General features: G+C 60.4%; 12 protein-coding genes and 1 pseudogene. 6 read left to right on the forward strand and 7 right to left on the reverse strand.

Annotation, left to right across the window (positions count from 1 at the left end; translation table 11 throughout):
• Window positions 1-8: 8 nt before the first annotated feature.
• From QA644_RS33360 to QA644_RS33375, 4 genes are all read right to left on the reverse strand, one after another.
• Window positions 9-1,073 (reverse strand): ABC transporter substrate-binding protein, encoded by a 1,065-nt coding sequence (locus tag QA644_RS33360; protein WP_194731840.1) that lies wholly within the window; start codon window positions 1,071-1,073, stop codon window positions 9-11.
• Between the two features lie 23 nt (window positions 1,074-1,096).
• Window positions 1,097-1,939: an ABC transporter ATP-binding protein gene (locus tag QA644_RS33365; RefSeq protein ID WP_283073236.1), complete on the reverse strand. Its 843-nt coding sequence runs from the start codon at window positions 1,937-1,939 to the stop codon at window positions 1,097-1,099.
• Between the two features lie 14 nt (window positions 1,940-1,953).
• Window positions 1,954-3,309, reverse strand: coding sequence for an LLM class flavin-dependent oxidoreductase (locus QA644_RS33370; RefSeq protein ID WP_283073237.1), 1,356 nt, complete (start codon window positions 3,307-3,309; stop codon window positions 1,954-1,956).
• Window positions 3,310-3,466: 157 nt separating this feature from the next.
• A complete protein-coding gene (locus QA644_RS33375; protein WP_074072960.1) occupies window positions 3,467-4,669 on the reverse strand; it encodes an MFS transporter in 1,203 nt (400 codons plus the stop codon).
• A 319-nt stretch (window positions 4,670-4,988) separates the two neighbouring features.
• On the opposite strand from QA644_RS33375, the gene QA644_RS33380 reads away from it, so the two are divergent.
• Complete coding sequence (locus QA644_RS33380) at window positions 4,989-5,450, forward strand: helix-turn-helix transcriptional regulator (RefSeq protein WP_283073238.1); 462 nt, start codon at window positions 4,989-4,991, stop codon at window positions 5,448-5,450.
• A gap of 87 nt (window positions 5,451-5,537) precedes the next feature.
• On the opposite strand, the gene QA644_RS33385 is transcribed toward QA644_RS33380, so the two are convergent.
• Genes QA644_RS33385 through QA644_RS33395 form a run of 3 tightly spaced genes read right to left on the reverse strand, consistent with a single transcriptional unit; the run spans window position 5,538 to window position 9,285 of the window.
• The gene (locus tag QA644_RS33385; protein ID WP_283073239.1) at window positions 5,538-7,832 is read right to left on the reverse strand and encodes a xanthine dehydrogenase family protein molybdopterin-binding subunit; all 2,295 of its coding nucleotides are present in this window, start codon (window positions 7,830-7,832) and stop codon (window positions 5,538-5,540) included.
• Window positions 7,829-8,812, reverse strand: a complete 984-nt coding sequence (locus tag QA644_RS33390) for a xanthine dehydrogenase family protein subunit M (RefSeq protein ID WP_283073240.1) — start codon at window positions 8,810-8,812, stop codon at window positions 7,829-7,831. Before QA644_RS33390 ends, QA644_RS33385 begins: the two co-directional genes overlap by 4 nt.
• On the reverse strand, window positions 8,809-9,285 hold the full coding sequence (locus QA644_RS33395) for a (2Fe-2S)-binding protein (protein ID WP_194731847.1): 477 nt from the start codon (window positions 9,283-9,285) through the stop codon (window positions 8,809-8,811). The genes QA644_RS33390 and QA644_RS33395 overlap by 4 nt, the downstream gene beginning before the upstream one ends.
• A gap of 312 nt (window positions 9,286-9,597) precedes the next feature.
• Here QA644_RS33395 and QA644_RS33400 point away from each other — a divergent pair, with 312 nt between their 5' ends.
• The 5 genes and pseudogenes from QA644_RS33400 to QA644_RS33420 form a co-directional block, all read left to right on the forward strand.
• Window positions 9,598-10,164 (forward strand): TetR/AcrR family transcriptional regulator, encoded by a 567-nt coding sequence (locus QA644_RS33400; protein ID WP_283074086.1) that lies wholly within the window; start codon window positions 9,598-9,600, stop codon window positions 10,162-10,164.
• Between the two features lie 142 nt (window positions 10,165-10,306).
• Window positions 10,307-10,462, forward strand: a complete 156-nt coding sequence (locus QA644_RS33405; RefSeq protein WP_283073241.1) for a hypothetical protein — start codon at window positions 10,307-10,309, stop codon at window positions 10,460-10,462.
• A gap of 103 nt (window positions 10,463-10,565) precedes the next feature.
• Window positions 10,566-10,823 (forward strand): type II toxin-antitoxin system VapB family antitoxin, encoded by a 258-nt coding sequence (locus tag QA644_RS33410; protein ID WP_283073242.1) that lies wholly within the window; start codon window positions 10,566-10,568, stop codon window positions 10,821-10,823.
• Window positions 10,823-11,209, forward strand: a complete 387-nt coding sequence (locus QA644_RS33415) for a type II toxin-antitoxin system VapC family toxin (protein ID WP_133939282.1) — start codon at window positions 10,823-10,825, stop codon at window positions 11,207-11,209. The genes QA644_RS33410 and QA644_RS33415 overlap by 1 nt, the downstream gene beginning before the upstream one ends.
• Window positions 11,193-11,589: pseudogene (locus QA644_RS33420) on the forward strand (hypothetical protein); the annotation flags it as partial. The gene QA644_RS33415 and the pseudogene QA644_RS33420, both read left to right, overlap by 17 nt.
• Window positions 11,590-11,835 lie beyond the last annotated feature (246 nt).

An 11,835-nucleotide genomic window follows, 5' to 3' on the forward strand; every position in this document is an offset into this window, starting at 1 on the left:
GCGTCAGCTCACGATGCGTGAGGTTTTCCATCTGCGCCGTAAGATTGCCAGAAATCCTTGAGGCCGAGCCGTTCGATCGCGCTGTTCAAGTATTTCGGCTCGAACCAGCCGTTGAGATCGACATCGCGGCGGATGAGACCGAACTCCTTGCCCTTTACCGCCTGCTCCTTGTACTGCGACACCAGCAGGTCATCGATGAGTGGCGAGTTGCGGTAAGCCAGCGTGTCGTTGCTGAAATATTCCTCCAGGATCGGAACCGGCGTGCCGGACTTGTGCCAGAGTTCGAAAAGCGCGGGACGATTTGGCTCGTCGGACGACCATTTCGCCGCCTTGACGAAGGCATCGACGAGGCGCTGCGTTATTTCCGGATGCGCCTCGATAAAGGCTTGGCGGCCGATCACGCCGGCATTGCGACCGAAGCGCGGATCATCGCCCTTGGTCGTGTAGATGATGTCGGCTGCACCCTTGGCCGCCAGGTTGATGAGCTGCGTGTCGCCGAAGGCTGCATCGATGTCCTTGCTCGTCAGCGCAGCGACCGTTCCGGCACTGTCGAGATTGACGACCTGCACGTCGCGCTCATTCAGTCCGTGAGCCGCAAGCACCTTGATGGCGGCAAGATGACCATTCGTGCCGCGCTGCAGGGCGATCTTGCGTCCCTTCAGGTCCTCGATCCTTGTGATGCCGGAGGCCTTTGCGGCAGCAAGATAGAGTGGCTTGCGGGCACCGCTTGCCAGCAGGTACTTGGTCTTCAAGCCGGTTGCCCGCCCGATCAGCGAGGGCAGGTCGCCCTGGTAGGCGAAATCGAGCTGGTCGTTGGCAAAGCCCTCATTGACCGCCGGGCCGGCGCCCTTGAAGAATGTCCATTCGATCTTGATATTCGGATCGTTTGCGAATTCCTTCTCCAGGTATTCACCAGCACGCGCCGTGGCCGCCGATGTGCCCTCCGAGTAAGGCCGGTTATCGACGCCGATTGCCGCATAGCCGACATGAATGACGAGTGGCTCCTCAGCTAGCGCATCAGTGAAGAGGCCAAGTGCAAGCGCAATGCCTGCGGCAAGGGATGCAAGTTTCATAATTTCTCTCCGTTTCGTCAAATTTAGCCGGCTGCGGCAATGGCTGGACGCAGTCCAGCCACCTTGCGGGCCTTGGGGGGAACACCGGGGCTCTGCTGTGGGCCAGCCTTCGTCGTGGTGCTGAGGCTTTCGAGCACGCGGTTGCGGACTTTAGAAAGTGCTGCCGAGGTCCGGTCGCGCGGCCGCGGCAGATCGACAGGCACAATCTCGCGGATGCGGCCGGGACGTGGCGACATCACGACGACGCGGTCGCCGAGATAGGCCGCCTCCTCGACATCATGGGTGACGAGGATCATGGTGATGCGCTCCCTGGCCCAGATTTCCTGAAGCTCGTCCTGCAGCCGCGTCCTGGTGATCGCGTCGAGCGCGCCAAAGGGCTCATCGAGGAAAAGCACGTTCGGCCGGTTGACAAGCCCGCGGGCAATGCCCGCGCGCTGGGCCATGCCGCCCGACAGCTGGTGCGGATAGGCATCGGCGAAGGCCGACAGGCCGACCAGCTCCAGATGCTCCTCGACGAGACGCTTCTTTTCGGCCGTGCCAAGGCCGGCGTTCTCAAGCCCGAGCGCAACATTGCGGCCGACGGTCAGCCAGGGAAACAGCCGTGGCTCCTGGAAGACGATGCCGCGAGCGAGGCTGGGACCGGTTACTCTTTTTCCGGCATGGGTGATCGAGCCGACGTAGGCCGTATCGAGTCCGGCGCCAAGGCGCAGCAGCGTCGATTTTCCGCAGCCGCTGGCGCCGACGATCGTCACGAATTCACCCTCTGCGACATCAAGGCTGATATCGTCGAGTGCGGTGAGCTTGTTGCCGTTCACCTGGAAGTCGCGGGTGACGCTGCGGATTTCGAGATGGGTCGAACTGGTCATGTTGTTTCCTCCCCTTATTCGGCAGCGATCTGGGCGCGGGCCGGATGGTGCGGCACGCCGAGCCCGAGATTTTCACGAAGCGTCCGGCCTTCGTAGTCGCTGCGGAAAAGGCCGCGGCGGCGAAGCTCCGGCAAAACATGCTCGATGAAATCATAAAGGCCGACCGGCAGATGCGGCGGCATGATGTTGAAGCCGTCGGCAGCCCCCGTCGTGAACCACTCCTCCATCTTGTCGGCAATCTGCACCGGCGTTCCGACGACCTGGTAATGACCGCGGGCGCCGGCGATGCGAAGATAAAGGTCGCGGATGGTGAGGTTCTCGCGGCGCGCAAGATCGAGCAGCAATTTCTGGCGGCTCTTGCTGCTGTTGGTTTCGGGAAGCTCCGGCACTGGGCCGTCCAGCGGATATTGCGACAGATCGATCGAGCCTGCCATGCCCGCGAGCATCGACAGTCCGACGGCCGGGTGGATGAGATCCTGGATCTGTTGAAACTTGTCCTTGGCCTCCTGCTCGGTACGCCCGACGACTGGGAAGATGCCGGGCATGACCTTCAGATCGTCGCGGTCGCGGCCGTATTTTGCGAGCCTGCCCTTGAGGTCCGCATAGAAGGCGCGCGCATCCTCGGTCGTTTGGTGGGCGGTGAAGACCACTTCCGCGGTGCGGGCGGCAAGTTCCTTGCCGGGCTCGGAGGAGCCTGCCTGAACCAGCACCGGATGTCCCTGCGGCGCACGGGCAACGTTCAGCGGCCCGCGGACTTTGAAATACTTGCCCTTGTGATTGAGGATATGCTGCTTGTCGGGGTCGAAATAGATGCCGCTTTCCTTGTCGCGAGGGAAGGCATCTTCCTCCCAGGTATCCCAAAGGCCGCGCACCACGTCGGCGAATTCCTCGGCGCGTTCGTAGCGTTCGGCATGGGCATAATGCTCGTCGCGGCCGAAATTGTGGGCCTCATGTTCGCTCGACGAAGTAACGAGGTTCCAGCCCGCCCGACCGCCGCTGATGTGATCGAGGGAGGCAAATTTGCGGGCGATATGATAAGGCTCGTTGTAGGACGTGGAGGCGGTTGCCACAAAACCGATACTCCTCGTTACGGCGGAAAGTGCCGAAAGCAGGGTGATCGGTTCGAACTGCGCGACGTAGCGGATGGCGGTACGGCTCAGCGCTTCGATGTCCGTGCCGCGGGTACCGACACCATCCGCCATGAAGATGAGATCGAATTTTGCAGCTTCGGCAGCCTGCGCAAGCGCGACATAATGGGTGAAGTTGGAGCCGGCATCGGCTTGTGCATCGGGATGGCGCCAGGCGGCAACATGGTGGCCGGTCGGATAGAGAAAGGCTCCAAGCTTGAGCTCTCGGCGAGTGTCGGTCATGTTGCTCTCCTCGGCAATGGCGATCCGGAAAGCCTAGCAACAATGACTATAATCCATAGAAATAGTATTCTATTACGGTTTGATCCGAGAAATTAAATCTCTAGGGCTTTCACACCGGGGCGGGAAAGCATTGCGGTCGAGATTTGGGGGAGCCGGATCAGACGGCCTTGTGCCTCGGAATGCGCGGCAGGAAAACCGTGAGCAGGCCGAGCAGCGGCAAATACGAGCAGATCCGGTAGACGAACTCAATGCCGTGGCTGTCGGCGAAATCGCCGAGGAAGGCAGCACCCAGTCCCCCCGCCCCGAAGGCGAAGCCGAAGAAGACGCCGGCGATCAGGCCGACGCGACCCGGCACCAGTTCCTGCGCGAAGACGACGATCGCCGAGAACGCAGAGGCAAAGACAAGGCCGATCACGACACTGAGGATACCGGTCCAGAAGAGGTTTGCATAAGGCAGCAGCAATGCGAAGGGAATAACCCCAAGGATCGAGAACCAGATTACGAAACGGGAGCCGAAGCGATCCCCGATCGGCCCGCCGAGGAAGGTGCCGACAGCGACCGAACCGAGGAAGAGGAACAGCATCAGTTGGGCCTGCTGCACATCGAGCTGGAATTTGTCGATGACGTAGAATGTGAAGTAGCTCGACACGCTCGCCATGTAGACGTTCTTCGTCGCCGTCAGCAAGACGAGAATGATGAGCGCAATGATCACCTTGTTCTGCGGCAAGGGCAGCGCACGGCTCACCGCAGGCTTTCCGGCATTCTGCCGGCGGTGGCTCATGAACCAGTTGCCGACCCAGCCGAGCACGACGATGCCGATCATCGCGATGGCGGAGAGCCAGGAGACGCTGTGCTGGCCGAGCGGCAGCACGACGAAGGCGGCAATCAGCGGCCCAATGGCCTGGCCGGCATTGCCGCCGACCTGGAAGAAGGATTGCGCAAAACCGTGACGGCCGCCGGAGGCAAGACGCGCAACGCGCGAGGATTCCGGATGAAAGACGGCCGAACCAAAACCGATGAGGCTCGCAGCAACCAGCAACAATTCGAAACTTGCGGCATTGCCGAGCAGGATCAGGCCGCAGAAGGTGCTGGCCATGCCGACCGGGAGAGAATAAGGCATCGGCCAGCGGTCGGTGACGATCCCCACAAAGGGCTGCAACAGGGAAGCCGTGACCTGGAACGTCATCGTCAGAAGTCCGATCTGGACGAAATCGAGATCGTAGTTTGCCTTGAAGAGCGGATAAAGCGAAGAAAGCAGCGACTGCATGATGTCGTTCAGCATATGGCAGAAGCTCACAGCCACGAGGATCGACATCGTCGTCTTCTCAAAACGGGGGGAAGTCTCGCTCAATACGGCCATAGGCATTTCTCCTGCGGACCGCTGCGCGTGCCGCCGATCACTTCTTCATAAGATGAATCCGGCGACTGGAGCCCTGGGGAAGCTCTCGGCGGCCGCAAAGAGAGCATTTAGCGCAACTTGCGCGTCAGTTACAGCCCAGTTTTCCCAAGTTTGGTACGCTGATGCTTTAATTTCGCTGGAACGCCTGTATTCCTGCACGAATGATTCCGCCACAAGAAAGTACCAATTGAATTTTCCTATGTGCTCATACACTATCATTCTGCCCGAAATGCCGCCTCGAAACGGCGCGCCCCGTCAACACAGTCCATGGAACCCAAAAATGAACGCAAAAGCTCCTAATGCAATCGACGTCTACGTGGGCTCGCGCGTGAGGATGCGGAGACTGCTGTTGGGGTTCAGCCAGGAGCGGCTGGCCGACCAGATCGGCGTTACCTTTCAACAGGTGCAGAAATACGAGAAGGGCATGAACCGCATCGGCGCAAGCCGGCTGCAAAAGATTGCCGAAGTACTTGCCGTACCGCCGAGCTTCTTCTTCCAGCAGGACGCCGCGCAGCCGCTGAGCCTCGACGGACTGGAGCCCTCCGAAAACTTCGACCCGGTCGGAGAATTCCTGCGTTCGAAGGAGGGGCTGGCGCTTAATCGCGCTTTCTTGAAGATCACCGACCCAACCGTGCGTGAAAAGGTCCTTTCCCTCGTCAAGGCGATGGCCCAGGCCGCAGAGCGCCGGGATATGACTGTCGATCCGGCAAACTCTGAGACGGGCGCTGCGCTCGACGCTTGAGGAAAAACCGCTGCCGGGAGAACCGCAACGCTCCCTGGCCCGGCCTTGCCGGAGCTGTGGGAGCGTTCTTTATTCGCAGCACCCAGCCTAGATGAGCTTCTCCAGCGTGATTGGCAACGAACGGATGCGCTTGCCGGTCGCGTGAAAGACGGCGTTGGCGATCGCAGGTGCCACCCCGACGATCGGCAATTCGCCGACAGCCTTGCCGCCGAGCACCGAGGCACGGTAATCGGGGATGCCGACGGAAATCACCTGAAGGTCGGGCACGTCCGAATTGGTCGGCACGAGATAGTCGGCCAGATTGTTGTTGATCACGCGGGCATATCGTTCGTCGACAATACCTTCCTCCAGCAACGCCTGGCCAATGCCCATGATAATGCCGCCCCGCCACTGGCTTTCGGCGAGCTTCGGGTTGTAGAGCCTTCCCGAATCGAGCGCGGAAACCATGCGCGAGACGCGGACCGTGCCGAAATCTTCATCGACGCGAACCTCGACGAAATGCGCACACCAGCTATGGAGCGAATAGCCGCCTTCAGTCGGCGCCTTCATTGTCATCATCGTCGTAAAGTTGTCGTAGCGGTCTTTTCCATCCCGCTTGTCTTCCGGCAGCGTGTCACGCAGCGTCTCGACCTTCTCACGGCCGATCTGCCGCATGAAGTCTGCAATCGCAACGCCATCACCTTCTCCCCTCGGCGGCAAGATCCGGCCTTCAGAGATCGTGAGCGTATTGGCCTGCGCGTCCCGGAACGGCGAATTCTGATCGTTGAGAGCAAGCCCGATCAACTCGTCGCGCGCGGCAAGGGCGGCCTTATGAACGGCACCCGTCATCAGGTTTGCAAGCTGCGAGCCGCCAGCGACGGGCGCCCTCGGCAAGGCCGAGTCGCCGAGCTTGACGTGGATCTGCTCGACGGGGATGCCAAGGACTTCAGCGGCAGTCTGGGCCATGATGGTATAGGTCCCCTGGCCCATGTCGATGCCGCTGCTTGCAATCTCCGCCGTACCATCGGCAAGGATTCGCACAAGTGCCTCACCAGGCGTGCGGCGCACCGGATAAGTGCCTGCCGCCACACCCCAGCCGATCAGCGCGTTGCCGTCCCGCATGGAACGCGGCTTTGGCGAGCGCTTCGACCAGCCGAAGGCCTCGCCACCCACGGCAAAGGCTTCGCGCAGTTGTCTCGTCGACCAAGGGATCTTGGCATGCGGGTCTCGCTCGGCATAGTTCAGCAAACGGATCTCGACGGGGTCGATGCCGACTTCATAGGCGAGTTCATCGATTGCCGACTCCAGGCCCCATGCACTGGGATTTTCGCCGGGAGCACGAAGCGCGCCGGGCAGAACCGTATGCACAGGAACGATGTTCTGCCTCGAGCTGAAGTTCGGCACGTCATACATGATCGAGGTGACGGCACCGAGCGGCTCGACGGCCACACCCGTCATCGCCGTTTCATTGGCACCGCGCTGGACGATCGAAAGCAGCTTTCCTTGCTTCGTTGCGCCGAGCGCCAGCGTTTGCCGGGTGGCAGGGCGGCCGCCGAAGGCAGTGAATGTCTGCGCACGGGTGACCGCGAGCTTGACGGGACGGTCGAGCTTCCGTGCGGCCATGATCGCAAGCGCTGCATGCGGCAACGAGAGTGCCTTGGAACCGAAACCGCCGCCGATATAGGGCGAGATGATCCGCACATTCTCGAAGGGCAATTCGAACCACTCGGCATAGCTGCGCGCCATGCCATCCACCCATTGGCTCGGTTCCCAAAGCGTCAGCACATCGCCGTCCCATTTGGCGATCAGCCCATGGGGTTCGATCGGCACGTTGTATTCACGCGGTGTCTTATATTCAGCTTCGATCCGAACAGGAGCTTCAGCCAGCGCCAATTCGGCGTTACCCCATTCAATCGTCATTTGCTCGACCGCAATACCCTCCCCGGCCCGTGGATCATCGAAGCCGAAGATGGCCTGCTTCTCGTCGTAGCGCACCTTAATCAACGCCGCGGCAGCGGTCGCCTGTTCCAGCGTTTCGGCGAACACGGCTGCAACATGCTGCCCACTGAAGGTAATCTCGTTGGTCAGCGCGAGATAAGGACCTTCAGGACCGGGCGTGCCGGCCCAGGTGGTTGCCGATTTCAGCTCCATGATGTTGTCCGGGGTCAGCACGAGCAGCACGCCGGGCGATGCCTCAGCTGCAGAGATGTCCATCGAGCTGATTGTGCCTGCCGCAATCGTGCTCTGGACCATCACGCCGTGAACGACGCCGTCGATTTGATTTTCGAGCGCGTAGTTTGCCTTGCCGGTGATCTTTGCCGGTCCATCCAAGCGCGACAGGCGGCCTCCGAGCACGCCATCTGCTGCATCACCGCGTTTGATTTTCGGTTCCATGACGGTCATGCCAGACCTCCCAATCTTTCTATGGCGCGAGCAACGACACGTGGCGCCAGGTCGATCTTGTACCGGTTGGCGCCATGGTCGATGGCGCCCTCAATGGCAAGCACGCTTGCTTTTGCGATCGCCGCCGGTTCGACGGTCTTGCCGATCAAGGCGCGTTCGACCGCGCGGGCGCGCCACGGTTTTGTCGCAACGCCTCCGAGCGCAACACGAAGGTCGCGGATCGTTTTGCCATCCTCTTCCAGCTCAAGGCCGACAGCAGCGCTGGCGGCAGCAAATTCGTAGGATTGCCGGTCGCGGACCTTGAGATAAATCGATCTTCGGGCTGCTTGCGAGGCGGGGATGAAAATGGCGGTGATGAGTTCACCGCGTTCAATTTTATGCTCCAGTTGCGGCGTGTTGCCCGGCGCCAGAAAGAAGTCGTCGACAGCAATCTGCCGCACGCCCAGATGGATCACCGCGTCGAACGCGACGAGCGCCACCGCGAGATCGCCGGGATTACCCGCGATGCAGTGCTCGCTGGTGCCGAGGACGGCGTGGTTGCGGGTCATTCCGCCAATCGCCGAACATCCCGAACCCGGCTCGCGCTTGTTGCAAGCCTTGAAGACCGCCGGGTCGCGGAAATACGGACAGCGGGTGCGCTGCAGGAGGTTGCCACCAATCGTCGCCATGTTGCGAAGCTGGGCGGATGCCGCCAGCGACAGCGATTGCGAGATCGCAGGGAACGCTTCTCTTATGACCCGATGCTCGGCGACCGCGCTCATCTTGGCAAGCGCGCCGATGGTAACGCCTGTCTCGGTCGACGAGATTGCGTCCAGCCCGGAAAGAAATGTGATATCGACGACCGTTTCCGGCGCGGCAATGCCGCATTTGGCAAGATCCAGCAGCGTGGTGCCGCCTGCAATGACCATCGCGCCTTGCCGGGCGGCCGCCTCACGGGCTTGATCGGCCGACGATGCGCGCAAATAGGAAAACTCTTTCATCGCGCCATCTCCGCAGCTTCGCGCACCGCCGCTACGATGCTGTTATGGGCTCCGCACCGACAGAGATTGCCGGACATATATTCACGGATCTCGCTATCGCAGCCCGTATGACCCTCGCCAATGCAGGCAACCGCCGACATGATCTGGCCCGGCGTGCAATAGCCGCACTGGAAAGCATCATGCTCAAGAAACGCCGCCTGCACCGGATGAAGGGTGCCGTCTGCCGCGGCAAGGCCTTCGATTGTCGTGACTTGCCGCCCCTCAGCCTGGGCCGCAAGCGTGAGACAGGCAAGCACGCGCCTGCCGTCGATATGGACGGTGCAAGCGCCGCACTGCCCGTGGTCGCAGCCTTTCTTCGTGCCGGTCAGCGCCAGATGTTCACGCAATGCATCGAGCAGCGTCACGCGTGGATCGACAGCAAGCGCGTGCGATGCACCGTTGATATCAAGCCTGAGGTTGATTGTCCGGGTCATGGTGTTCTCCTGCCTCGACGGAGGAATTTTGCGCCGTCATTGAAAATAGCCGGGTCTTGAATTGCAAAGCGCCTGCGCCAGCTAAAATCTGGTTTCGGTCTCTGCGGGATTTGCTTTCACCTCGTGGCGCCTGCGCAATTGAGACATGACATTCCGCCTCTTTCTGCGATAACAGGTGCAGGGCCCTCAAGTTAAGCGGAGGTGCCTCCGATTAAACTAGCGGCTTGCGCGGCAGCGTCAAGTCCTCATCCGCAGGAGAGGCTTTTGACCGGAAAGGCAATAGCCGGAAGCGAGACGAAACCCGAAAGACGCATGCGTTCCGATGCGTTGCGCAACCGCGACAAACTCATTGCTGTTGCCGCCGACGTCTTCGCCGATCATGGCGTCGAAGGTTCGCTGGAGGAGGTCGCCCGGCGTGCCGGCGTCGGTATCGGAACGCTCTACCGGCACTTTCCGACGCGCGAACATCTGGTCGAAGTTGTCTATCGGCGGGAGCTGCAGAATTTGGCGACGGCCGCCAGCGATCTGGCGGCAACACATCCGGCGGACCAGGCCCTTGAAGAATGGATGCACCGTTTCGTCAACTACATTGCCGCCAAGCGCGGTATGGCACAAAGCCTGCGCATTTTGCTGAATTGCAACTCGGAGCTCTTTGCCGAAAGCGCCGGCATCATCTCCGGGGCTCTTCGACAGTTGATGGACAACGCTGCCGCAAAGAGCATGATCCGCAGCGACGTGGAGAGCACCGACCTCTTGCATGCGCTTTCCAGCATCTATTCGATGCCCGACTCGCCGGAATGGCGGGAACGCTCGCGCAGGCTGATCCGCCTGTTGATGGATGGACTTAAATGGGGTGTAAAAATGGGGCCGGCCGATTAGGTCGGAAGCGACTCGGTTAAGTGGGGCAGAACGGGTGGCAAGGCGAGACCTTTGCATCGCTGAACGATGCCGTGGGTAGCGCTGATCCTCGATTGCATTGGCCGGTTTTCGGAGCGACGATTGACCTGGACGGAGGCCTAAAATGCACGGGACAGACCCTGGAGACTTGAATGAAGCAGAGCTGATCGCATCGCACGATGCGGTCGTTGATCGGCTGCACTTTCTGCATCAGCAAAAGACAATGCACGCCCTGCTCGAATTGGCGATCGGCGAACGCCTGGTGTTCGAAGACAATTAGGCCAGCCGCGGGCCGGGATTGCAAAGAGCGCCGCCGCGGAGTTTTGACAGCGATCGAAATTTAGGGTAGAAATGCCTCAAAAGGTAGAAATATCGGAGCTGTCATGTCGCTCAATATCAAAAACCCCGCCACAGTCGCTCTCGTTGACGAGCTTGCGCGGCGGCAAGGTATCAGCAAGACCGCAGCCATTCATCAGGCTTTGACGGAGCGTCTACATCGCATGGGATACGGCGATGTGGCGCAGGAGCGTCTGCTCACCGAGATACAGGCGATCCGTGGGCGAGTGGCGCGATTGCCCGAACTCGACAGCCGAAGCGATGAAGAAATCATCGGCTACGATGAGCATGGAATTCCGAACTGATGGTGATCGATACCTCTGCGATTGTCGCGATCCTGCGCAGTGAACCAGAGGCCGCAACGCTCGAGAGAACGGTCGTCGCCAACCCTATTCGTTTGGTCCCCGCGACATGTGTTCTTGAGACGCGTATGGTCTTGGTCAGCCGGCGCGGCGAACACGCACTTGCCGAGATCGATCTGTGGCTCGCCAGAATCGAGGCCGACATCGTTCCGGTCGACGCCGATCTGGTGGATCTGGCGACACAGGCCTGGCTTACTTACGGCAAGGGCCGCCATCCGGCGGCATTGAATTTTGCCGATTGTTTTTCCTACGCTTTGGCAAAGCGTGCGGACGAACCGCTTCTCTTCATCGGCGAGGACTTTTCGCGCACCGATATCGAGGCGGCATAATGATGGCTGGCGACCCGCACATTTGCAGGATGTCACCGATCGTGCCCGCGGCTATGTCGAGGCGGCGAACTCTGCCAATACCCGACGCGCCTATGCCGCCGACTGGAAACCGCAACCGCCACTCTTCCACGCCTCGGCAGAAGGAAGCCATTCTTCCGGAAGACCTGGTCGCCATGCTGGAGACGCTGGATCGTGGCACGCTGCCGGGCTTGCGCGACCGCGCCATGCCGCTCGTCGGTTTTGCCGGAGCCTGCGCCGCTCCGAAATCATCGGGCTCAACCTCGGGCGCGACCAGACCGAGGACGGGCGCGGCTGGTTAATTGAAATCCGAAAGCAAAAGCGACAGACACCTTATCTGCCCGCGTACCCGATTCGGCTGGTGCAGAACCTTGGCGCTTTCCAGCTAATGCGCTGATATGATTTGTTTCCAGTTCATTACTGAAGTTAAAAAGAGGTTCATTTCCGCAAGCCATGCTTCGGTGACGCGGGTAAGTATTGCGCGAATAAGCCCGTTAAGAAGGCGCTTAACCGCCTGTTAAGCCAGCGGCCTTGCAAGAAAATGAGAATCGGCGCTAAATGCGGTTTCATTGGCCTCACGGCGTTAAAATCGCATTTTCGAGATTTCC

The organism is Rhizobium sp. CC1099, assembly GCF_029714385.1.
Classification (GTDB): domain Bacteria; phylum Pseudomonadota; class Alphaproteobacteria; order Rhizobiales; family Rhizobiaceae; genus Rhizobium.

Bases quoted from the DNA above. Each gene is read 5' to 3' on its own strand.
- QA644_RS33360 (WP_194731840.1), bottom strand. From the start codon at position 1,073: ATGAAACTTGCATCCCTTGCCGCAGGCATTGCGCTTGCACTTGGCCTC.
- QA644_RS33365 (WP_283073236.1), bottom strand. From the start codon at position 1,939: ATGACCAGTTCGACCCATCTCGAAATCCGCAGCGTCACCCGCGACTTC.
- QA644_RS33370 (WP_283073237.1), bottom strand. From the start codon at position 3,309: ATGACCGACACTCGCCGAGAGCTCAAGCTTGGAGCCTTTCTCTATCCG.
- QA644_RS33375 (WP_074072960.1), bottom strand. From the start codon at position 4,669: ATGGCCGTATTGAGCGAGACTTCCCCCCGTTTTGAGAAGACGACGATG.
- QA644_RS33380 (WP_283073238.1), top strand. From the start codon at position 4,989: ATGAACGCAAAAGCTCCTAATGCAATCGACGTCTACGTGGGCTCGCGC.
- QA644_RS33385 (WP_283073239.1), bottom strand. From the start codon at position 7,832: ATGACCGTCATGGAACCGAAAATCAAACGCGGTGATGCAGCAGATGGC.
- QA644_RS33390 (WP_283073240.1), bottom strand. From the start codon at position 8,812: ATGAAAGAGTTTTCCTATTTGCGCGCATCGTCGGCCGATCAAGCCCGT.
- QA644_RS33395 (WP_194731847.1), bottom strand. From the start codon at position 9,285: ATGACCCGGACAATCAACCTCAGGCTTGATATCAACGGTGCATCGCAC.
- QA644_RS33400 (WP_283074086.1), top strand. From the start codon at position 9,598: ATGCGTTCCGATGCGTTGCGCAACCGCGACAAACTCATTGCTGTTGCC.
- QA644_RS33405 (WP_283073241.1), top strand. From the start codon at position 10,307: ATGCACGGGACAGACCCTGGAGACTTGAATGAAGCAGAGCTGATCGCA.
- QA644_RS33410 (WP_283073242.1), top strand. From the start codon at position 10,566: ATGTCGCTCAATATCAAAAACCCCGCCACAGTCGCTCTCGTTGACGAG.
- QA644_RS33415 (WP_133939282.1), top strand. From the start codon at position 10,823: ATGGTGATCGATACCTCTGCGATTGTCGCGATCCTGCGCAGTGAACCA.